This is a genomic window from Streptomyces sp. NPDC001508 (assembly GCF_040298665.1).
Classification (GTDB): Bacteria; Actinomycetota; Actinomycetes; order Streptomycetales; family Streptomycetaceae; genus Streptomyces.
In genome coordinates this window covers 8,298-29,026 of the sequence record NZ_JBEPAP010000037.1, presented here as the reverse complement: position 1 = coordinate 29,026, position 20,729 = coordinate 8,298, and the positions used below count along the sequence as shown (strand labels likewise).

Annotated in this window: 18 protein-coding genes and 1 tRNA gene; 7 read left to right on the top strand and 12 right to left on the bottom strand. The window is 72.2% G+C overall.

What is annotated here, in order from left to right; all coding sequences use genetic code 11:
* Nucleotides 1-141: 141 nt before the first annotated feature.
* From ABT245_RS28230 to ABT245_RS28195, 8 genes are all read right to left on the bottom strand, one after another.
* A complete protein-coding gene (locus ABT245_RS28230) occupies nucleotides 142-1,797 on the bottom strand; it encodes a long-chain fatty acid--CoA ligase (RefSeq protein WP_351738492.1) in 1,656 nt (551 codons plus the stop codon).
* A 135-nt stretch (nucleotides 1,798-1,932) separates the two neighbouring features.
* Complete coding sequence (locus ABT245_RS28225; RefSeq protein WP_351738489.1) at nucleotides 1,933-2,526, bottom strand: SigE family RNA polymerase sigma factor; 594 nt, start codon at nucleotides 2,524-2,526, stop codon at nucleotides 1,933-1,935.
* Nucleotides 2,527-2,675: 149 nt separating this feature from the next.
* Entirely contained in the window at nucleotides 2,676-3,842 is a 1,167-nt protein-coding gene (locus ABT245_RS28220; RefSeq protein ID WP_351738486.1) for a lipid-transfer protein, read from the bottom strand.
* A complete protein-coding gene (locus ABT245_RS28215) occupies nucleotides 3,842-4,234 on the bottom strand; it encodes a MaoC/PaaZ C-terminal domain-containing protein (protein ID WP_502982212.1) in 393 nt (130 codons plus the stop codon). The genes ABT245_RS28220 and ABT245_RS28215 overlap by 1 nt, the downstream gene beginning before the upstream one ends.
* Before the next feature lie 30 nt (nucleotides 4,235-4,264).
* Complete coding sequence (locus tag ABT245_RS28210) at nucleotides 4,265-5,341, bottom strand: acyl-CoA dehydrogenase family protein (protein ID WP_351738481.1); 1,077 nt, start codon at nucleotides 5,339-5,341, stop codon at nucleotides 4,265-4,267.
* 1 nt (nucleotide 5,342) lies between these two features.
* Complete coding sequence (locus ABT245_RS28205) at nucleotides 5,343-6,284, bottom strand: bifunctional MaoC family dehydratase N-terminal/OB-fold nucleic acid binding domain-containing protein (protein WP_351738478.1); 942 nt, start codon at nucleotides 6,282-6,284, stop codon at nucleotides 5,343-5,345.
* 173 nt (nucleotides 6,285-6,457) lie between these two features.
* On the bottom strand, nucleotides 6,458-7,621 hold the full coding sequence (locus ABT245_RS28200) for an acyl-CoA dehydrogenase family protein (RefSeq protein ID WP_351738475.1): 1,164 nt from the start codon (nucleotides 7,619-7,621) through the stop codon (nucleotides 6,458-6,460).
* A 209-nt stretch (nucleotides 7,622-7,830) separates the two neighbouring features.
* Entirely contained in the window at nucleotides 7,831-8,142 is a 312-nt protein-coding gene (locus ABT245_RS28195; protein WP_351738473.1) for a hypothetical protein, read from the bottom strand.
* 374 nt (nucleotides 8,143-8,516) lie between these two features.
* Between ABT245_RS28195 and ABT245_RS28190 the strand changes: the two genes are divergently transcribed.
* The 3 genes from ABT245_RS28190 to ABT245_RS28180 all read left to right on the top strand — a co-directional run bounded on the left by ABT245_RS28190 (nucleotide 8,517) and on the right by ABT245_RS28180 (nucleotide 11,112).
* Nucleotides 8,517-9,383, top strand: coding sequence for a bifunctional DNA primase/polymerase (locus ABT245_RS28190; protein WP_351738470.1), 867 nt, complete (start codon nucleotides 8,517-8,519; stop codon nucleotides 9,381-9,383).
* Nucleotides 9,384-9,808: 425 nt separating this feature from the next.
* Nucleotides 9,809-10,156, top strand: a complete 348-nt coding sequence (locus ABT245_RS28185; RefSeq protein WP_351738468.1) for a PadR family transcriptional regulator — start codon at nucleotides 9,809-9,811, stop codon at nucleotides 10,154-10,156.
* Complete coding sequence (locus tag ABT245_RS28180) at nucleotides 10,153-11,112, top strand: hypothetical protein (protein WP_351738465.1); 960 nt, start codon at nucleotides 10,153-10,155, stop codon at nucleotides 11,110-11,112. Before ABT245_RS28185 ends, ABT245_RS28180 begins: the two co-directional genes overlap by 4 nt.
* A gap of 337 nt (nucleotides 11,113-11,449) precedes the next feature.
* On the opposite strand, the gene ABT245_RS28175 is transcribed toward ABT245_RS28180, so the two are convergent.
* Together ABT245_RS28175 and ABT245_RS28170 are read right to left on the bottom strand one after the other, a co-directional pair.
* A tRNA-Ser gene (locus ABT245_RS28175) sits at nucleotides 11,450-11,536 on the bottom strand.
* Between the two features lie 61 nt (nucleotides 11,537-11,597).
* Nucleotides 11,598-13,067, bottom strand: a complete 1,470-nt coding sequence (locus ABT245_RS28170) for a S1C family serine protease (RefSeq protein ID WP_351738463.1) — start codon at nucleotides 13,065-13,067, stop codon at nucleotides 11,598-11,600.
* A gap of 288 nt (nucleotides 13,068-13,355) precedes the next feature.
* On the opposite strand from ABT245_RS28170, the gene ABT245_RS28165 reads away from it, so the two are divergent.
* The 3 genes from ABT245_RS28165 to ABT245_RS28155 all read left to right on the top strand — a co-directional run bounded on the left by ABT245_RS28165 (nucleotide 13,356) and on the right by ABT245_RS28155 (nucleotide 16,861).
* Nucleotides 13,356-14,183 (top strand): glycerophosphodiester phosphodiesterase, encoded by an 828-nt coding sequence (locus tag ABT245_RS28165; protein WP_351738460.1) that lies wholly within the window; start codon nucleotides 13,356-13,358, stop codon nucleotides 14,181-14,183.
* Nucleotides 14,184-14,372: 189 nt separating this feature from the next.
* A complete protein-coding gene (locus ABT245_RS28160; RefSeq protein WP_351738458.1) occupies nucleotides 14,373-15,011 on the top strand; it encodes an ATP-binding protein in 639 nt (212 codons plus the stop codon).
* Nucleotides 15,012-15,871: 860 nt separating this feature from the next.
* A complete protein-coding gene (locus tag ABT245_RS28155; protein ID WP_351738456.1) occupies nucleotides 15,872-16,861 on the top strand; it encodes a DUF5926 family protein in 990 nt (329 codons plus the stop codon).
* A 232-nt stretch (nucleotides 16,862-17,093) separates the two neighbouring features.
* Here ABT245_RS28155 and ABT245_RS28150 read toward each other — a convergent pair whose 3' ends face one another.
* Both ABT245_RS28150 and ABT245_RS28145 read right to left on the bottom strand, forming a co-directional pair.
* Nucleotides 17,094-17,687 (bottom strand): hypothetical protein, encoded by a 594-nt coding sequence (locus ABT245_RS28150; protein ID WP_351738453.1) that lies wholly within the window; start codon nucleotides 17,685-17,687, stop codon nucleotides 17,094-17,096.
* A 55-nt stretch (nucleotides 17,688-17,742) separates the two neighbouring features.
* Nucleotides 17,743-18,408: a bifunctional DNA primase/polymerase gene (locus ABT245_RS28145; protein ID WP_351738450.1), complete on the bottom strand. Its 666-nt coding sequence runs from the start codon at nucleotides 18,406-18,408 to the stop codon at nucleotides 17,743-17,745.
* A gap of 611 nt (nucleotides 18,409-19,019) precedes the next feature.
* Between ABT245_RS28145 and ABT245_RS28140 the strand changes: the two genes are divergently transcribed.
* On the top strand, nucleotides 19,020-20,438 hold the full coding sequence (locus tag ABT245_RS28140; protein ID WP_351738447.1) for a PP2C family protein-serine/threonine phosphatase: 1,419 nt from the start codon (nucleotides 19,020-19,022) through the stop codon (nucleotides 20,436-20,438).
* The last annotated feature ends 291 nt before the right edge of the window (nucleotides 20,439-20,729 follow it).

Genomic DNA, 20,729 nt, shown 5'->3' with positions numbered 1-20,729 from the left:
TGTCCTCCGGGCGGACGACGCTACTTTCGAAACACGCCCCAGGCGCTCCGCGCGGCAGGCCGGAGCTGACGCGCTGTCATTCGTCTGCGGCGGCGTCGTGTCCGCTCGCGCGGTTCGGGTCGCTGGTGGGAACCGCCGCGGTCACAGGCGGGTGACGTCCAACTGACCGTCCGTGTACCGCCTGCGCAGCACTTTTTTATCGAACTTGCCCACGCTCGTCTTGGGCACCGCCTCGATCACCGTCCAGCGCTCCGGGAGCTGCCACTTGGCGATCCTGCCGTCCTCGGCGAGGAAGGCGCGCAGGGTCTCGAAGTCGGCGGTGGCGCCCTCCTTGAGGACCACCGTGGCCAGCGGGCGCTCGCCCCACTTGTCGTCCGGTACGGCCACCACGGCGGCCTCGGCGACATCCGGGTGGGACATCAGGGCGTTCTCCAGATCGACCGAGGAGATCCACTCGCCGCCGGACTTGATGACGTCCTTGGCCCGGTCGGTGAGGGTGAGGAAGCCATCCGGGCTGATGGTGCCGACGTCCCCCGTCTTCAGCCAGCCGTCCTCGCTGAACTTGTCGGCGGGGCGCAGGGGTTCGGCGTCGGGGCCGTCGTAGTACGCGCCCGCGATCCACGGCCCGCGCACCTCCAGTTCGCCCGCCGACTCGCCGTCCCAGGGCAGCCGTTCGCCGCCCGGCCCGGTGAGCCGGGCGGAGACACCGGCCGGGAAGCGGCCCTGGGTGAGCCGGTACGCGAACTCCTCGTCGGTGCCGACCGCGTGGGCCGGCGGCCGGGCCACCGTGCCGAGCGGCGAGGTCTCCGTCATGCCCCATGCATGGCACACCCGCATGCCGAGCCGGTCGAAGGCCGCCATCAGCGCGGGCGGACAGGCCGAGCCGCCGATGGTGACCTGGGTGAGGCGGGAGACGTCCCGGGGCTTGGCGGTCAGCTCGGCGAGCACGCCCTGCCAGATGGTCGGCACGGCGGCCGCGTGGGTCGGGCGCTCGGCCTCGATCATCTCGGCGAGCGGCGCGGGCTGCAGGAAGCGGTCCGGCATCAGCATGTTCACCCCCGTCATAAAGGTGGCATGCGGCAGGCCCCAGGCGTTCACATGGAACTGCGGGACCACGATGAGCGAGGTGTCCTGGTCGGTCAGGCCCATGGACTGGGCCATGTTCACCTGCATGGAGTGCAGGTAGATGGAACGGTGGCTGTAGACCACGCCCTTGGGGTCGCCGGTGGTGCCGGAGGTGTAGCACATGGCGGCGGCCTGACGTTCGTCAAGTTCCGGCCAGTCGTAGGTGGCCGGCTTGCCCGCGAGCAGTTCCTCGTACTCGTGCACCCGCGCCCGGGAGGCGGCCAGCGGGGAGCGGTCGCCGGGGCCGGAGACGACGATGTGCTCGACCGTGGTGAGGCCGGGCAGCAGCGGGGCGAGCAGCGGGATCAGCGAACCGTTGACGATGACCACCCGGTCGGCCGCGTGGTTGACGATCCAGGTCAGCTGCTCGGCGGGCAGCCGCAGGTTGAGCGTGTGCAGCACGGCCCCCATGGCGGGGATCGCGAAGTACGCCTCGACGTGCTCGGCGTTGTTCCACATCAGCGTCGCGACCCGGTCGTCGCCGCGCACCCCGAGGTCGTCGCGGAGGGCGTTCGCCAGCCGCGCCGCGCGGGCGCCCGCCTCGGCGAAGCTGCGCCGCTGCGGCTCGGCCCGCCCGGTCCAGGTGGTGATCTGGGACCGTCCGTGCACCTGTACTCCGTGCAGCAGGATGCGGGTGACGGTCAGCGGTACGTCCTGCATGGTGCTCAGCACGGCGTCCTCCCAGGGCGGCATCGCCTACGCGGCAGTAAGGGCTGGCCCGATTCTGCGCGCATACCGTGCGGTATGTCACTGGGGACGAGTGATCGATCACCGCGCGGGCCGTCCCGGTCCGCGCTGGACGAACCCCTACCGGACGAGCCCCAGCTCGGGATCCTCACGCAGCTTGCCGAGCGCCCGGGACACCGCGGACTTCACGGTGCCCACCGACACCCCGAGCACCTCGGCCGTCTGGGCCTCGCTCAGGTCCTCGTAGTACCGCAGGACGACCATCGCCCGCTGCCGGGCCGGCAGTTTGGTGATCGCCCGCCACATCGCGTCGTGCAGCGCCTGGCGCTCGGCCGGGTCGTCGTCGCCGGGCACGGGATCAGGCTCGGGCAGCTCGTCGCACACGAACTCGTCGACCTTGCGCTTGCGCCACTGCGAGGTCCGGGTGTTCAGCAGCGCCCGGCGCACATAGCCGTCGAGCGCCCGGTGGTCCTCGATCCGCTCCCACGCCACATAGGTCTTGGTGAGCGCGGTCTGCAGCAGGTCCTCCGCGTCGCTGGGGTTCGCGGTCAGCGAACGGGCGGTGCGCAGCAGGACCGGCTGCCGGTCCCTCACGTACGACGAGAACGATGGATACAGGGGAGTCCCCCCGTTCGAGCGCAGCCGGGAGTGGGGGAGGGTCTGCCTCGCCGCCGTGGCGGCGTCCGAAGCACTGGTGCAGACGGGTGTGGTCATGGCTCCCACGCTATGAGCGGGCCGGGTGAGGCGGATCGGCCGCAGGTCCCGAAGGAGAGTCCCCCTCAGGTTGTAGGGGTGGGGTTGGCTACACCTCCTGAAGGTGGAGCGGGGAACGACCCGTACTCCGGGATGACCCCTGCGGGGGCTCAGCCGTCCGCCGCCAGTACCAGGCCCGATGTAGGTACTCCGGTACCGGCCGTCACCAGGACTCGGCCGGCCCCCGGTATCTGGTTGGCGGCCGTGCCGCGCAGCTGGCGTACCCCTTCCGCGATGCCGTTCATCCCGTGGAGGTAGGCCTCGCCGAGCTGTCCCCCGTGCGTATTGAGCGGCAGCCGTTCCTCGGCCACGAAGGCCGCCGCCTCCCCTCTCGCGCAGAACCCGAACTCCTCCAGCTGCATCAGCACGAACGGAGTGAAGTGGTCGTACAGGATCCCCACGTCGATGTCGGCCGGGGCCAGCCCGGAGGTGCGCCACAGCCGCCGTGCCACCACGCCCGTCTCCGGCAGCCCGGTCAGGTCGTCGCGGTAGAACCCGGTCATCTGCTGCTGGGCGCGGCCGGCGCCCTGGGCGGCCGCCGCGATCACCGCAGGCCTCTGCGGCAGATCGCGCGCCCGCTGCACGGAGGTGACCACGAGCGCCTGCCCGCCGTCCGTCTCCTGGCAGCAGTCCAGCAGTCTGAGCGGCTCCACGATCCAGCGCGAGGCGGCGTGGTCGGCGAGCGTGATCGGGCGGCCGTGGAAGTACGCCGCCGGGTTGGTCGCCGCGTATCTGCGGTCCACCACGGCCACATGCCCGAACGCCTCGGGGGTCAGACCGTAAGCGTGCAGATAGCGCTGGGCCGCCATCGCCACCCAGGAGGCCGGGGTGAGCAGCCCGAACGGCAGCGCCCAGCCCAGCGCCACGCCCTCCGCCGACGGCTCCCGGTGCTGTACGCCCGAGCCGAATCTGCGTCCCGACCGCTCGTTGAACGCGCGGTAGCAGACCACCACCTCGGCCACGCCCGTCGCCACCGCGAGCGCCGCCTGCTGGACGGTGGCGCAGGCCGCCCCGCCGCCGTAGTGGACCCGGGAGAAGAAGGACAGCTCGCCCATCCCGCAGGCCTGGGCCAGGGTGATCTCCGGGCTGGTGTCCATCGTGAACGTCACCAGCCCGTCCACGTCGAGAGGGGTCAGCCCCGCGTCCTCCAGCGCCGCCCGGACCGCCTCCACCGCCAGCCGCAGCTCGCTGCGGCCCGAGTCCTTGGAGAACTCGGTGGCCCCGATGCCTACGACGGCGGCCCGCCCGCCGAGCCCGTCGCGGCCGCGCACGCTCATCACGCGCCCCCCGTCGGCACGGTGACCGTGACCGTCCCGGTCACATGCCGGCCGACGGCGTTGGCCCCGACCACGCGTACCGTCGCGGTGTCGCCGTCCATCTGCTCGACCTTGCCCGTCAACACCATGGTGTCCCCGGGGTGGTTGGGCGCCCCGAGCCGGATGGCGACCCTGCGCAGCACGGCCCCCGGGCCGAAGTGGTCCGTGATGTATCTGCCGACCAGGCCGTTCGTCGTCAGGATGTTCATGAAGATGTCCGGCGAGCCCTTCTGCCGGGCCAGCTCCGCGTCGTGGTGCACGTCCTGGTAGTCCCGTGACGCGATCGCACCGGACACGATCAGTGTGCGGGTGATCGGGATCTCCAGCGGCGGCAGTTCCACGCCGGCCGTCAGCGCCGTCCCGTCCGCCGTCACCGCCATGACTCACTCCCCACTCGCGATCAACTCCCCCAGTTCCTGGAGCACTTCGCTCCCGCATCCCAGATAGGCGTCCAGCTGCCGTCCCCACAGGAAGTGCCGGTGCACCGGGTGGTCGAGGTCGGCCCCCGTGCCGCCGTGCAGATGCTGGCCCGTGTGGACGACGCGCTGCCCCGCCTCGGACGCCCACCAGGCGGCGGTCAGCGCATGGCCGGCGTACGGCAGTCCGGCGTCGCGCCGCCAGGCCGCCTCGTACGCCGTCACCCGTATCGCCTCGGTGTCCATATGGGCGTCGGCGGCCCTCAGTTGGACGGCCTGCCGGGTGGCGAGCGGCCGGCCGAACTGCTCCCGGGCGTTCGAATGCGCCACGGCCCGGGCGAGCGACCCCGCGCAGACGCCGGCCTGAAGACCGGCGAAGGCGGTGCGGGCGGTGGCGAGGACATCGTCATAGGCACCGGTGTCCCGGGGTGACGTGCCGGTGCCCAGGCGCTCCGCGGGGGCGTGGTCCAGGGTGAGGCGGCCGGCCGACCAGGGGGCGGTCAGGTCGATCGGTGTGATCGTCGCGCCTGAGGCGAGGGGCGTCAGCCACAGCCGTCGCCGGTCGTCGGCGACGAGGACGTGGGTGGCGTCCCGCAGCCACGGGACGGCGGGCACCGTGCCGGTCAGCTCAGCCGGGGCCGGGCCCGTCGCGGCCTCGGGCCCGCCCGGCGGCCAGGCCCGGACGCCGCCCTGTGCCGGAAACGCCCCGGTGACCACCAGTGAGCCGTCCCGGAGTCCGGGCAGCAGCCGGTCCCGCTGGTCCGGGGTGCCGTGCGCGGTGATCGCCAGGAGCCCGAAGACGCAGGTGGCCGCGTAGGGCACCTGGGCCGTGGTGCGGCCCTGTTCCTCCAGGAGCAGGACCAGGCCGAGCAAGCCGAGGTCCTCCACCGCGCCCACCAGCCCGGCACCGGTGAGGGCCTTCCACAGTTCCGGGTCGCTGCCGGTGCCGGCGGCCGTGAGCCGTTCGTGCGTGGCCAGGTCGGCGAAGATCCGCGCGGCCAGGTCGCGGGCCGCGGTCTGGTCCTCCGTGGGCGTGAAGTCCATCTCAGGCTCCGTCCCCGGTGACCCGGAAGACCGGCAGGACCAGCGGTTCCTCGTCCGCCCCCTGGTACCGGCGGAACTCCAGACGCACCGGCAGGCCGATCCGCACCGTGTCGTACGGCGCTCCCACGACGTTGCTCACGATCCGCACGCCCTCGGCCAGTTCGATCAGGCCGACCGCGTAGGGAGGGTCGAACGCGGGGAAGGGCGGATGGTGCATCACGACGTACGAGTGGACGGTGCCCTCGCCGCTCGCCTCGACCGTGTCCCAGTCCAGGCTGCCGCACGCGTTGCAGCCCGGCAGCCAGGGGTGACGCAGGGTGCCGCAGCCGGTGCAGCGCTGGATGAGCAGCCGGTGCCGGGCCACGCCCGCCCAGAAGCCGGCGTTGTCCCGGTTGACCACCGGGCGTGGACGCCCCGGCCTCGGTTTGCGGCGGGCGGCGGGGGCGTACTTGAGGATGCGGAAGCGGTGCGTGCCCACCAGGTCCGCGCCCCTGCGGACGTCCGTGCGGGTCGTGATGAAGTACCCCGTGCCGAGCCTGGTCGTCTTGCGCGGCGACACCGACTCGATCACCGCGTCGAAGGTGACCTCGTCCCCCGGGCGCAGGGGCCGCAGATACTCCTGTTCGCAGTCGGTGGCGACCACCGAGGTGCAGCCCGCCTCGTCGAGCAGGGTGAGCAGTTCGTCGTACGCGTCCGTGCGCCCCTCGTGTCCGGACAGGCCGCCCATCGTCCACACCTGGAGCATCGTGGGGGGAGCCATGGCGTCCGGGCCCTCGTACGCCGCATTGGTGTCGCCCATCGCCTCGCACCAGTGCCGGATCATCGGCGCGTTGACCGGGTCCTTGCCCGCGCGGGCGACGGCGGCGGCCCGCCCCTCGTACGCCCTGAGCCGGCCCCACAGCTCATCCGGGGCGCCCGCACCCGTCACCGTCCCAGCCCCCACGCCCACTACGGCCCCCGCGCCTGCCACAGCTTTCCCCCCGGCACCCGCACCCGCACCCACACCAGCACCGGCACCCGCACCCGCACCCGCACCCGCACCCGCACCCGCACCCGCCACGATCGCCGTCGCCGCGGCCTCCGTCTCTTCCCGCAGCGCCTCCCCCTCCGCGCCCGTCACCGCGGCCCCCTCGTCATCCCGAGCCGCATCGTCGCGACGATCTCCCGCTGCACCTCGCTCACCCCGCCCCCGAACGTGTTGATCTGCGCCGCCCTGTTCAGCCTTTCGAGCTCGCCGTCCGCGAAGGCACCCGGCGACCCCGCTCGCACCGTCCCCGCCAGCCCGTCCGTCCCGATCGCGTGCTGGCATATTCGATAGACCGCGACCGCCGATTCGGTTCCCGCCACTTTCACGCCGCCTGCGTCTCCCGGCGCGAGCCGACCCGCCCCCACATCGCCCACCAAACGCCAGTTCAGCAGGCGTGTCGCGGCCAGCCGGGCATGCGCCTCGGCAAGCTGCGCACGCACCCACGGCTCGTCAATCCGACGCCTTCCGGTCACTGGATCGGGGGTACGGACGGCGGTGAGCGCGGCGGCGTAGAAGTCCTCGGCCTGCATGCCGATCGCGGCGAGGGCGACCCGCTCGTGGTTGAGCTGGTCGGTGATGAGCGACCAGCCCCCGTTCTCGGCCCCGACGAGGTGGCCGGCCGGGACGCGCACCCCGTCGTAGTAGGTGGCGGTCGTGGTCTGCCCGCCCACCGTCTCGATCGGCGTCCACGAGAAACCCCGCGCGTCGGTGGGGACGAGGAGGATCGAGATGCCGCGGTGCCGGGGCGCCTCGGGATCGGTGCGGCAGGCCAGCCAGATCCAGTCCGCGTGCTGGGCGCCCGACGTGAACATCTTCTGCCCGTCGATCCGCCATCCCTCGCCCTCCCGCACGGCCCGCGTGCGCAGTGACGCCAGGTCGGTGCCGGCGGACGGCTCGCTGTAGCCGATCGCGAAGGTCAGCTCCCCGCTGAGGATCCGGGGCAGAAAGCGGGCCTTGTGCTCCTCGCTGCCGTGCTTCATGAGCGTGGGCCCGACGGTGTTCAGGGTGACCATCGAGACGGGGGCGCCGGCCCGGTACGCCTCGTCGAAGAACACGAACTGTTCGTCGGCGCCGCGGCCCTGGCCGCCGTACTCGACGGGCCAGCCGAGCCCGAGCCAGCCGTCGGCGCCGATGCGGCGCAGCAGCGCGCGCCGTTCGCGCGGGCCGACGGGCGCCGTCGGCAGCAGGGCCCGGAAGTAGGCACGGAGTTCGGTGCGCAGCCGCTGCTGGCGTTCGGTGGGGGCGAGGTGCACGGCGGGGGAACCTCCCGGCCCGGTACGGGACCCGTACGGGCCGGGTCCGAGCCCGTACGGACGACAGTTTCTGACTGTCCGTCAGATAGCGTCCGGTGTCAAGGTCGCCACAGGACAGCGGAGAACGCCTGCGCGGCGGCACCGAAGTACCGCCGCGCAGACGTGTTGCGACCCCGAAAGCACACCCCCCACGGGAAGTCAGTCGCGGCTCACCACAGGCGGGTGAAGTGGATGTTGATGTTCTTGTTCCCCTGCTGGATGGTGGTGAACGCGGAGCCCCTGACCTGAGCGGTGTTGCTCTGGTTCGAGGCGCCGTAGCCGACCGCGCTCTGCTGCGTGGTGGACGAATTGCCGGTGTTGTTGCGGCCGACCCCACTGCCGACGACGCTCGCCACGCCGGCGTTCGATCCGTCGTCCGCGATGGCACCGTTGTCCGCACTCGCGACGCCGGTGAGAAGGACGGCTGCGAGCGGGAGCGCGGAGACGGCGGCGAGAACGCGGGCGGTACGGATGCTTGCCATGTTGTTCCTCCAGGACGATGCCCATCGGCCGACCGGCCGGGAGCGCGGGAATTCATGAAGTACAGCTGCTGCCAAGGAAGTTGGCCGACCTCCCGGGCGGTTGAGCACGACGTCGCGAATCCAGAGTTGCCCACCTCATCCCTGGCGAACCGCCCCACAGGCCCCAATTCGCACTCAAGCGTGAGGACAAGTCGATAAACCCCTTTCGCCATCTTTGGTGATCTCATGGCGCCATCGCATCCAGTACGGACTTCTCGGACCCAAGCGACACAAGCGATGAACCGTTTCGGCATATTTCTGGCCAACCCGCCCGGACCGGCGTGTCGCCGCGGCACCCTCTTCCCTTTTTCGAACGCGTGTACGAACATGGATCCATGGCCACCACCGACCGGCAGGCCACGACGCTGGCCCTCGCGCACGCCCTGTCAGCCGCCGAACGCGGACTGGCCGTCATCCCCCTGTCCCGGACGAAACTCCCGGCCCTGCGCTCCCCGCACCGCGACCACCCCGGCCCCGCCCCCTGCCACGGCGAGTGCGGCCGCCTCGGCCACGGCGTGTACGACGCCTCGACCGATCCGGCCCGCATCCGCGAACTGTTCGCCGCCGCCCCCTGGGCCACCGGTTACGGCATCGCCTGCGGACTGCCCCCGCACCACCTCATAGGCGTCGACCTCGACACCAAGTCCGGCACGGACTCCTCGGCCGCCCTGCGTGAAATCGCCCTGCGCCATCTGTTCACGATCCCGGAGACCGTCGTCGTGATCACGCCGAGCGGCGGCCGTCATGTCTGGCTGACCGGCCCGCCGGACGTCGTCGTCCCCAACTCCGCCGGCCGGCTCGCCCCCGGGATCGACATCCGGGGCGCCGGCGGCTATCTCGTCGGCCCCGGCTCCCGCACCGACCACGGTGTCTACGCCCCCGCGCCCGGCACCGCACAGCTGGCCCCCGCGCCCTGCCCGCCCGCCCTGCTGCGCCTGCTCCTGCCGCCGCCCCGCGCACCCCATCCGGCGCCCCCGGGGTCCGGCGACCACGGCAGGGGGCTGGTCCAGTTCGTCCTCGCGGCCCACGAGGGCCAGCGCAACACCCGCCTGTTCTGGGCCGCCTGCCGCGCCTACGAGAACGGCATCGGGCCCGCCCTCGTCGCCCCGCTGGTCGAGGCGGCCCTCTGTACCGGGCTCTCGGAGCGCGAGGCGCGGGCGACGATCGCGTCGGCGGCACGAATGACGGAACACCGGCCCTGAACGGCCGGCCCCACAGCTGCACGAGCGGCAAAGGGCGCTCTCGCCGAACCGGCGCGACGGCTGTCTGTACGCACGTGAGTCGGCTCCACGGTACGGACGAGTTTGGGCACCACCCTCGAACCGGCAGTCGAAGGTTCGCCCTCGCCCGAGACGGCCTCTTCTCGCAGGCCACGCCCCTGCTTCAACCCACAACCGGGCTCACCGTCGAACGACTGTCGGAGCCAGAAGAACTCGGTGCGCTGGTACCCGAAAGCCTTGCTGCAGACACGACGGCGGACGCGGGCTGTCCGGCGCCGGTTTGCGGGGCTCTTCCACCGTACGTGTGCCCAGCCGCGTCACCGGGTTCGGGGCGCCTGCCGCACATCGCGGGCCCATCGAGGACTCAAGCATGCGGGATATACCGTCAGCCGGTATATGCTGCTCGCGTGACCGACCAACCACTGAGGGAGCCGACGCTCCTGATCCTGACCGCACTCGCCGATGCGCCCCGCCATGGGTACGGCCTGATGCAGGAGGTCGAGAAGATCTCCCAAGGCCGGGTCCGACCACGGGCCGGCACCCTCTACGGCGCCCTGGACCGCCTCCTGAAGGAGGAACTCGTCCGCATCGAGAAGGAAGAGGTCGTGGACAGCCGCATGCGCCGCACCTACGCGCTCACCGAGAAGGGCACGCAGCGTCTCGCCACGGAGGCCGCACGCCTGCGTTGCACAGCCGACGAAGCCGCACGCCGTCTCGGCATGACCTTCCCCCAGCCGGGCGGAGCCACATCATGAGCGCAGCGCCACAGGACTGGACGACGCGCCTGTATCCGACCGCCCGCCGCCACGAGTTCGCCGATGAGGTCAGCACCGCCATCGCCCAGGTCAAGGCCGAGCGCGGACGGTGGGCGGGAACACTGGAGCGGGCCGCCGTCGTCGGCCACGCCCTGCGACTGCGCACCCGCCTCGACTCGGCCCGGCCGGGGGGCCGGCTCCTGGCGGCCGCGGCACCCGCGGTGATCGCCGTCAGCGCCGCCCTGTCCGCGTCCCTGCTCGTCGTGTGGCAACTGCCCCCACTGCCCTGGGACGGCGAACCCGGTTACACCCCCGCCGCCTACGCCCCCTGGATCGCCGTGCTGGCCTGCGCACTCGCCGGCCGCTGGACAGCCGCCCGGATCAGCGCCGGCCTCGCCCTCCTGGGCGCCCTCGGGTCCCTGCCGCTGGTCCACTGGACCGGCGGGGCCGACGGACTCGCCCAGAACCGCAACGCCCTCATCGGCCTGGCCCTGGCCGCGCTCTTCGTACTCGCCGTGCCCCCCGACCTTCCGCCGGTCGGCCCGCGGGCGCGGCGCACCATGGCCCTGTCCGCTCTCGCCATGGGCGTACCGATGGTGGCCGGGTCGATCACCGTGTTCCAGACCCTGGCCGGCCCCGACAAGTTCGTCGACGCCCGCGCCGACCCGTTCCACCTGCTGTTCTTCTTCACCCCCCTGGTCTTCGCCATTCCCCTGGCGCTCGCGGTCGCCCGCTCGCGCTACGCCCTCGCGCTGGTGGCCCTGCTGCTGGGCGCCGCGGTGCTCGGGGCCACCCCGACGATCGCGCCGGTGAGCGAGATTCCTTACGGCACCGGAGGGTTGTGGGCGCAGGCGTCGTTCGCGGCCGGCCTGATCGCCCTGATCGCGTACTGCGTCCGAGTCGTACGGGAGCGCCGGCGAGGCAACCCGGTCCCCGCTCCTGACGGAACGCGCTGACCACGAACCGGCCCGTTCGCCGGGCCCCACAGAAACAGGAACCCGGCGAACAGGCACGGCGACAAAGCCTCCGCCGGGGGTCAGCCTGCACCAGCACGCAGGGGCCACCGCTCGCGACGACGGGGCCGTAGTGGCAGTCCCCGAGGAGGAAGCCGTAGTGGCTGTCCCCGAGGAGGAAGCCGACCGCCGGGACCTCTGCCCGTAGCCATCGCCATGCCCCTTCGCGCCCCACGGGCCGGTGAACAACGGGGAATCACGAACAGCCGCAGGACATCGAGCACAAGAACGGCCCCCGACCGAGTCACCCGGTCAGGGGCCGTTTGCGCTGTTCTCAACGCGGAGGCGGTGGGATTTGAACCCACGGTGACATCGCTGCCACGACGGTTTTCAAGACCGTTCCCTTCGGCCGCTCGGGCACGCCTCCCCGCGCTGCGCGGTGGGCAGCGCGGGGACAAGACTAACCGGTCGGCACGCGCGCGTGGAGGTCAGCTGTCGCCCTCGCGGGAGCCGAGGGCCAGTTGGACCGTGTGCTCCTGACCGCCCCGCTCGTAGGTGATGGTGACCTTGTCGCCGGGCTTGTGGGTCCAGATCTCGCCGATCAGGGTCGGGCCGCTGTCGATCACCGTGTCGTCCAGCTTGGTGATGACGTCGCCCGGCTTGAGCCCCGCCTTGGCAGCGGGACCGCCCGACTCCACCGCCGCGGAGCCGGCGGTGGGCTGGTCGGTGATCTTCGCGCCGTCCGTGGTGTCCTCCAGGGAGACGGACGCGCCGATCTTCGCGTAGACCGGCTGGCCGGTCTTGATCAGCTGCTGGGCGACGTACTTGGCCTGGTTGATCGGGATGGCGAAGCCGAGGCCGATCGAGCCGGACTGGCCGGAGCCGCCGAGTCCGCCGCTGCTGCTGGACTGGATCGCGGAGTTGATGCCGATGACCGCGCCACCGGCGTCCAGCAGCGGGCCGCCGGAGTTGCCCGGGTTGATGGACGCGTCGGTCTGCAGGGCGCTCATGTACGACGCCTTGCTGCTGGCGCTGCCGTCGCTGGAGGCGACCGGCCGGTTCTTGGCGCTGATGATGCCGGTCGTCACCGTGTTGGACAGCCCGAAGGGGGCGCCGATCGCGATCGTCTCGTCGCCGACGGCCACCTTGTCGGAGTCGCCGAGAGCGAGCGGCTTGAGGTCGGAGGGGGCGTTCTTCAGCTTGATGACGGCGACGTCGTAGCCCTGGGCGTGGCCAACGACCTCGGCGTCGTACTTCTTCCCGCTCGGGAACGTGGCGGTCAGTTTGCCGCCGCTGACGGCGTCCGCCACCACGTGGTTGTTGGTGACGATGTGGCCCTGGGTGTCGAAGACGAACCCGGTGCCGGTGCCGCCCTGGCCGCTGGTGCCCTCCGCCTCGATGGTGACCGTGCTGGGCAGCGCCTTGGCCGCGACGCCCGCGATCGTGCCCGGGGAGCGCTTGACCTGCGAGGCGCTGCCGCTGTCGGTGGCCGAGACGGTGGTGGAGCCGCTGTCGTCGTTGTTCTTGGCCAGGGTGTAGCCCAGCCCGCCGCCGAGTCCGCCCGCGACCAGCGCGGCCGCGAGGACCGCGGCGACGAGTCCACCGCGTCCGTTACGCGGCTTGGGCGCCGGCTGCTGCCACGACGAGCCCCAGCCGGAGCCCGCGCCCGCGCCGCCGTCCCCGTAGGAGGGCGTGGCGGGGGGCGGGGGCGGCCAGGAGCCGTCCGGGGCGGGCCCGGGGGCCGACGCGCCGTCGGACGGACCCGCCGAGGCGTACGCGGCCGGTGCCCCGCCATGCTCCGGCACACCGGGGGCGCCCTGGGGCACCGACGGGATCGGAGCCGTCGGCGCGTTCCCCGCGGGCGGGGCTGCCTGCGGGAAAGCAGCGGGAGATGCCACCGGCACGGGGGGTGCGGACGGGGCCGGGGGTACCGTGGTGCCCTCGTTCTCGGTGCTCACAGCTCTTCTCCTCGATCCACGGCTGTTGTACTCGGTCGCACTCGGTCACGCGCATTCATGATTGTTCACGGTCCGGCGCGATACAGCTGTGCATGTGCTCTTGTCTGACGTCAGCTTTTCCCATGGGCCGTCAGAGCACCATAAGCGGTGGCTGTGGGTCCGAAGCCACCCTTTATATAGGTCTTTTCTGACAAAATTTCCATTCTGGAGCGAAGTCGGCGCCGCCGTTCGCTTCACGTACGCGCCCATGCCTCCGCGCGTACCCCCACACGATGGGACCATGACGCGGTGACCCACGCACCACAGCACCACATCCAGGTCGTCGCCCACCGAGGGGCCTCCGAGGACGCCCCCGAGCACACTCTCGCCGCCTACAAGAAGGCGATCGAGGACGGTGCGGACGCCCTTGAGTGCGACGTCCGGATGACCGCGGACGGCCACCTCGTCTGCGTCCACGACCGGCGCGTCAACCGTACGTCCAACGGGCGCGGGGCGGTGTCGGCCCTGGAGCTGGCCGACCTGTCCGCCCTGGACTTCGGCTCCCGCAGGACCCGCGAGATCTGGCGCGGACGGGACGAGGAGCCCGACTGGGAGGTCCGCCCTGAGGATCGCGCGGACACCTCCGTGCTCACCCTGGAACGGCTGCTCGAACTGGTCACGGATGCCGGACGACGGGTGGAGCTGGCCGTCGAGACCAAGCACCCCACGCGCTGGGCCGGACAGGTGGAGGAACGGCTGCTGCTGCTCCTGAAGCGGTTCGGGCTCGACGCCCCGGCTGCCGCCGAGCAGGCGCAGGTGCGGGTCATGAGCTTCTCGGCGCGCTCGCTGCACCGGGTGCGGGCAGCCTCGCCGACGCTGCCGACGGTCTACCTGATGCAGTTCGTCTCGCCCCGGCTGCGCGACGGGCGGCTGCCCGCCGGCGTCCGGATCGCGGGCCCCTCGATCCGCATCGTGCGCAACCACCCGGCGTACATCGAGCGGCTGAAGCGGGCCGGTCACCAGGTGCACGTGTGGACCGTGAACGAGCCCGAGGACGTGGACCTCTGCGTCGAGTTGGGCGTCGACGCCATCATCACCAACCGGCCCCGCGCGGTGCTGCGCCGGCTCGGCCGGTGACACCCTCCGGCACCGGGCGAGCGTCTGTGACGAGAAGAGTCTGGTAAGAACCGGTTCACGCCCCTTGACCCCGTCCGCCCGCCTGAAGGATCCTCCCTGCTCGGCCACAGCATCGAAATCAAGCCACACCCTGACGTCTCCGTCACGGGGAGTGCTCCGGCGCGTTCCATCCGTATTCGATCGTTGCGAATGCGTCGCCGGCCGCGGATTGGCCGGTTTCCGGCACAGGCCGGTGGGGCATCCACACCGTGGCGTGGGGCGAAGGAGGTCTCGGGGGTGGCGTTGGTGGTGGCACAGGAAGTGCCCACGTCGTCGAGCATGGCCGTTCCCCATGGCCCTGCGGGCGTGGGGAAAGCAAGACACCGGATGCGCGAGCAACTGCACAGCGGTGGCGTATCAGAATCGGTCATCGACGATGCCGTACTGATCCTTTCCGAACTTTTGAGCAATGCCTGCAAACACGGGCGACCACTGGGTGACGCGTTGGCCGGGGACGGGGACGTCCGGGCCGCGTGGCGCGTGGACCCGCGCGGCCGGCTCATCGTCGAGGTCACGGACGGCGGCGGTCCGACCCGCCCGGCTCCGGCCACCCCGTCGGTCACCGCGCACGGCGGTCGTGGGCTCAACATCATCACGGCACTGGCCGCCGACTGGGGCGTACGGGACGACACCCGGGGCGAGGTCACCGTGTGGGTCGTCGTCCACGCGGACGTACACGATCCGGACGCGGGGCACCGCCGGGACGGCTTCGCCGCGCGGGTCGCGGCACCGGCCGTCTCCGCACTCCCCGAATTCGGCCTGGCGGACGCCTTCGAAGACGTGGACTGAACTCCGGGCCCGCCGGTTCGTTCACCCGCGGTCGCTTCGTTCACCTGGGGTCGATTCGTTCACCTGCGGTCGATTCGCAAACCGCGGGCGCGCGAACCGTCGGTTTCCCCGGCCGGGCATGTGAAGGCAGCGGGTTCGCGAGCCGCGAGTTTCCCAAGCCGTGGGCGCGCAGGCCGCAGGTCTTCGGGCCGTGGATCCCCAGGTCGTGCGTTCGCGAACCGTTCGCCTTCGCGGACGGTGGGGTGCCGGGTCGCAGGTGTCCGGGGCATGGGTGCTCAGGCGACGGCCCCACTCCGTGGGCGCCCGGGCCGCAGGTCCCCCAGGCCGTGGGTTCGCAAACCGTTGGCGCTCCGGGCGGCGCTTCCCAGGTCACAGGGGTCCGCGGCGTGGATTCTCGGGCGGCGGCCCCAGACCGCGGGTCCCCAGGCCACGGGTTCCCGGGCCATGGGGTCCCCAGCTCGTGGGTTCGCGAACCGTCGGGCTTCCCGGGTCGCAGGATTCCTGGGCGTGGGTCCCCGGGCGGCAGGGACCGGACCGTAGGCCCCCGAGGTCCCACCGGGGTCCCCGAGGCCCCTCCCGGAGTTCCCAGCCGTGGGTCCCCGAGGTCCCACCGGGGTTCCCCGGCCGCGGGCCCCCAAGGTCCTCCCGAGGTTCCCGAGACGGACCTCCCGGGATTCCCCAGCCATGGGATTGCCGGGCTGTGCGTTGCCGGTTTTCGGGGTCGTCGTTCGTTCGCAGGTTGCCGGCGGGAGCCGTTGCGCCGGCCGGGTCGCCGCGTTGTCCACAGGTCCCGGTCGGTCGCGGCGCGAACGGCTAGGCTCCGCCCGTACGAGATGAGCCGTAACCGGGAGACACCCACCATGGCCAAAAAGCGACCCCAGACGAAGGCCAAGCGCCCGCAGACCCCGGGCGGAGTCGGCGCCGCAGGCGCTGACGGTCATGTTCCGGTTGTCGGCGCCCGCGAGCCCTGCCCCTGCGGCAGCGGCCGCCGCTACAAGGCGTGCCACGGCCGGGCCGCCGCGCACGCCGCGACCGAGCTGGTGCACCGTCCCTTCGAGGGCCTGCCCGGCGAGTGCGACTGGGTGGCGATGCGCGAACTGGTGCCCGCGGCCACCGTCGAACTGCCCCTGAAGGACGGCCTGCCCGAAGGCGTCCCGTCGGTCACGCTGGCCACGGTGCTGCCGATGGCCTGGCCGGCCCTGCGCCGCGACGACGGCTCGGTGCTGCTCGGCCTGCAGAACGACACGGCGTCCGGCGACATCAGCCGCGACCTCGCCGACACCCTCCAGCAGGCCCTCTCCGCCGAGCCGGGCACGCCCGTCCAGGGCCGCCGCGCTCCGGCCGAGGGGCCGCGGCTGCAGGATCTCCTCGACCCCGAGGGCGCGTTCGAGCCAGTTGTGCACAGCGGCTTCGAGTTCTGGGTCCCGGACCCGGAGAACACCGCTGCGGACGTGGCCGCCTCCCTGGAGCGGGCCAACGCCGCGGCCGTGCCCACGGTGAGGTTGTCCGGCGTGGACGCGGCGTACTGGTGCCAGACCCCGGAGAAGAACCACCTGCGCTGGGTCATGCCGCACCCGGAGGAGCGTCTTCTGGACGCCCTCGCCCGGCTGCACGCGGCGGGCCGTTCAAGCCTCGGCGAGGGCACCCGCCTGGTCGGTTCCTTCCGCGCTCACGGGCTCACCGTGCCGGTCTGGGACCTGCCGAGCACCGTCTCGGCCGAGGACGTGGAGAAGCCGGCCGCCGAGTTCACCGAGCGGCTCGCCGCCGCGCTGGCCACCGACGCACCGCTCACCGCCGACGAGCGTCGCGCGCGCGGGGGCCTGACCAACCGGCAGGTCACCCTCAGCTGAGGCCGGGTGCCACCCCGGTGTGCGGCCGGCCGCACGCCGGTTCGCCACGTCGGGTGACTCCTGTCACAACTCCCCGTCGGGACAGGGAAATCGGTGTCCGAATAGGCAAGACCGAATTTGCGAACCGCCGATCTCTTGTTACCGTTCCAGTAGCCCGGTTGCTGGTGCATCCCCCGTCGCCAGCAACCGGGCCTTTCCATGTCCTGCCGCGCGGTCGCAGCGCAGCCGTTCGTCAACTGCCCTCAGAGGGGCCGGAGTTGCTGCCCGACCTGAGCAGCAGCGGCCCCTGGCCCCTGCGCTCCGAGAACTCGGTGACCGCGGTGTATCCGTCCAGCGCGCCCCGGGTGCGCTCCCGCGGTGTCTCGCAGGTGTCGGGCACGTCGTCGGCACCCACCGAGCAGTGCATCCGCACGGTGCGGTCGCCGGGCCCCATCAGGCTCAGCACGGAGTCCAGCGCGGCTCCGGTGGCGTTGCGGTAGTAGGTACGGGCCCAGGTGTCCGCACCCTGGGTCAGGACACAGGTCTGCGCCTCGATGCCGTCGGGGGAGGAGAGTTCCGGGCCGCAGCGGGCGGCCGTGGCCAGGCCCAGACCGAGCAACGCCGGAGCCGGGCCGGGCGTGGCGGGTGAGTTCTTCTCGTCGTCACGCGCGTCGCCCGGTGCACGGCCGTACGAGGACTCGTACGGCGAAGCGTGGGCGGCCTCCTGCGGGGAACGGCGTACGGCCGCTCCGCCTGTGTCACCGACGGGGCCCGCGGAGGCCACGGCCAGCGGCAGCGCCAGCGCGCATGCCGCGATGCCCGCCAGGGCGAGCAGACGAACGTTCATGGGCGGACGATAACGAGCGGGCGCGAGCGCCGAGTGCCGCGCGCGCCCGACACCCCTACAACTCGGGCGCGCTCACACCCGTACGAGTGAGCGCGTCGACCACGGCATCCACCACGGCCTCCACGTCGGGTACCCAGGGCGCGGCCGAGCCGGGCAGCGGGGCGCGCTCCCAGCGGATGGCGCCCTGGCCGGTCTCGGACGGGGGCAGGGCGAGGTAGCCGCCGTCGCCGTGGAAGCGGAGCGAGCCGGGGACGAAGTCCTTGGCGTAGAGCAGTTCGCCCAGTTGCTCCATGGAGTAGGGCTGCACGAGCAGTGCCCATCGGGTGGGCGCGGCGATCACCGGGCCGAGCCGCATGCCGCAGCGGTCGAGGGCGTCGAGGGCGCGGGCCGCCGCCAGGGCCGGCAGGCTGACCGCGCAGGGCGCCTTGCCTCCGGTGGCGAGGACGATGGGCGCGCCCGGCCGGTTGGTCCACCACCAGCGCACCATGCGCGCGTCGGTGGTGGCCGTAAGGAGTCCTGGGTCGAAGGGGTGCGCACCGGGCACCGTGCACCCCGGGTCGGGGCACGCGCAGCGGGCCCGGCCCTGCGGGTCCGGTGCCACGCCCGGGAGCACCGGCCACTGCCATTCCGTCGCGAAGGTCAGGGCCGCGCTGAGCAGATCAGGCCCCCCGCCGTTCCGCCTGGACAGGAGCCTGCGTCGCCTTCCGAGGATCTCGCGCATGAGCGCTCGTTCCTTTCCGTTGCACCGCTGGCAACACCGTGGGCCACATCACACCATGTGTCGATCACTTCACTGTGCGTACGTGTTGGCGCATCACACCCCTGTTCCGGACAAGGGGATCCCAAGGGGTCGAGCGTTGGCCGTTTCCGCGTCCCTACTGCGTCTGTCAACAACACGGCCGCGGCGTGAGGGTGGCGAAGTCTGACGCTTTGCCGTCACGCGTATTTCTCTTCGCCTCCGCCACGGGAGGATGGGGCACGGTCGTCGGTGGTTAAGACGCCCGGGTCCGTCGCCAGGTTCCGGGTGACCCCCAACCACCCCTGGCCTTCTCCGAGTACGTACCCATCACGACCGCTGTGACGCTCCGTGGAGCAAGGCCAGTCGACCGCAATGAACCGATACCCGAGGCAGTTTTGAGCCAACTTTGCCGTAACGCAAGGGGTCCGGCGAAAACCCGCAACAGACCCATGGACACCAGGAATCCCAGCAGGACAATGCTGGACATCCCCTTACGAGTGCGTGTACATGTGGAGACATTGCCAGCGGCGCAGAATGACATGGGGGTTTGCGATGCTATGGAGCAATACGCACCGGTCTGAAGGCCGGACGCCATGAACGCCCCGCACCCTCCGAAAGTGGCCGGAATCGATTCAACACTGCCCACGCCCGCACACACTGTCGCGCCAGTCACCACCGCCCCGGGCACACCGCCCGTGACGAAGACCTCCGTCCCCCACGCCCCGCCGCCCGGCGCCCTCCTCCAGGACCGGCTGGCCGGCTGGGTCTCCGACCTCACGACGCTTCACGAACTCACCGAACGCCTCGCCCGCACGGCCTCGCTCGACCCCGCACTCCAGGAACTGCTGCGCGCCGGAGCCGCCCTCGTGGGCGCCCGGCGCGGTCTCGTCGTACTGGAACCGGACGACGGCCGCGGCCTCGGCAGGACGGTCGGCCTGGGCCTCGCTCGGTCCGATCTCGGCCACATGGAGACCGTGCCGCGCGGCGCCCTGCCCTACGGCGGGCTCCTCGACACGGCGGCCGGACTGCCCGGCGGCGCCGGTGAGATCGTCCACCCCGACCTGTTCGCCGAGGACGGTCTCGACCCCCGCCACCGCGAGGTGGCCGCACGCCTCGGCTACGCCGCCAGCTACGCCCTGCCCCTGTCCACCGCGGCCGCCGGCCGTCTGGGCGCGGCCGTCTGGTTCTACGACGAACCCGCCGAGCCGCACGAGCGGCAGCGCCACCTCGCCGGCCTGTACGTCCGCTACGCCACCGAACACCTTGCCCGGCTGCTGGAACTGGAACGCACGCGCGCGTACATGGCCACCGTCGCCGAGGAGTTGCTCCCCTCCCGGCTGCCCCGGGTGGCCGGCGTCCAGCTCGCCGCCCGGCACAGCAGCGGCCCGCGCGGCGGCGGCGACTGGTACGACGCGCTGCCGCTGCCGGACGCCGCGCTCGGCCTCGCGGTCGGCTCGGTCACCGGTTGCGGTCCGAGCGCGGTCGCCGCGATGGGCCGGTTGCGCGCGTCCCTGCGGGCGTACGCCGTGATGGAGGGCGAGGACCCGGTCGCCGTCCTGTCCGACCTCGAACTGCTGTTGCGCCTGGCCGAGCCCGCCCGGTCCGCCACCGCCCTGTTCGCCTACTGCGAACCGGCGCTTCGCAAGGTCACCCTGGCAGGCGCCGGCCACAGCCCGCCGCTGCTGATCGGCGAGCGGCGCACCGAGTTCGCGGAGACCTCCGTGTCCGCGCCGCTGGGGATGCTCGCCTGCTGGGAGGCGCCGAGCGCGGAGATCCAGGCCGAGGCCGGAGAGACGGTTCTGCTCTACACCGACGGGCTGCTGCGGCGCACCGGCGAGGCCATGGACCGCGCCTTCGCCCGGCTGCACGCGGCGGGTGCGGGGGCGCCGCGCGCGCTGCGCCGCGATCCCGGTGCCCTCGCGGACCACGTACTGCGGGCCATGCTGCCGGACGGGCAGGGCGCCGCGGACAGCGAGGAGGACATCGTGCTGCTGGCCGCACGCTTCGACTGACCACCGGCGGACGCCGGCCCACCACTCCGACCGAACACCGCCCCGACCGCCACTTCGACCGAACCTGGTCCCGGCCCACCGGTTCAGCCGAACGTGGTCCCGGCCCGCCGGTTCGACCGAACACCGTCCCGGCCGCCACTTCGACCGAACGTGCTCGCAGCCCCGCCGGTTCAACCGAACGTGGTCCCGGCCCACCGGTTCGACCGAACACCGTCCCGGCCGCCACTTCGACCGAACGTGCTCGCAGCCCCGCCGGTTCAACCGAACGTGGTCCCGGCCCACCGGTTCGAG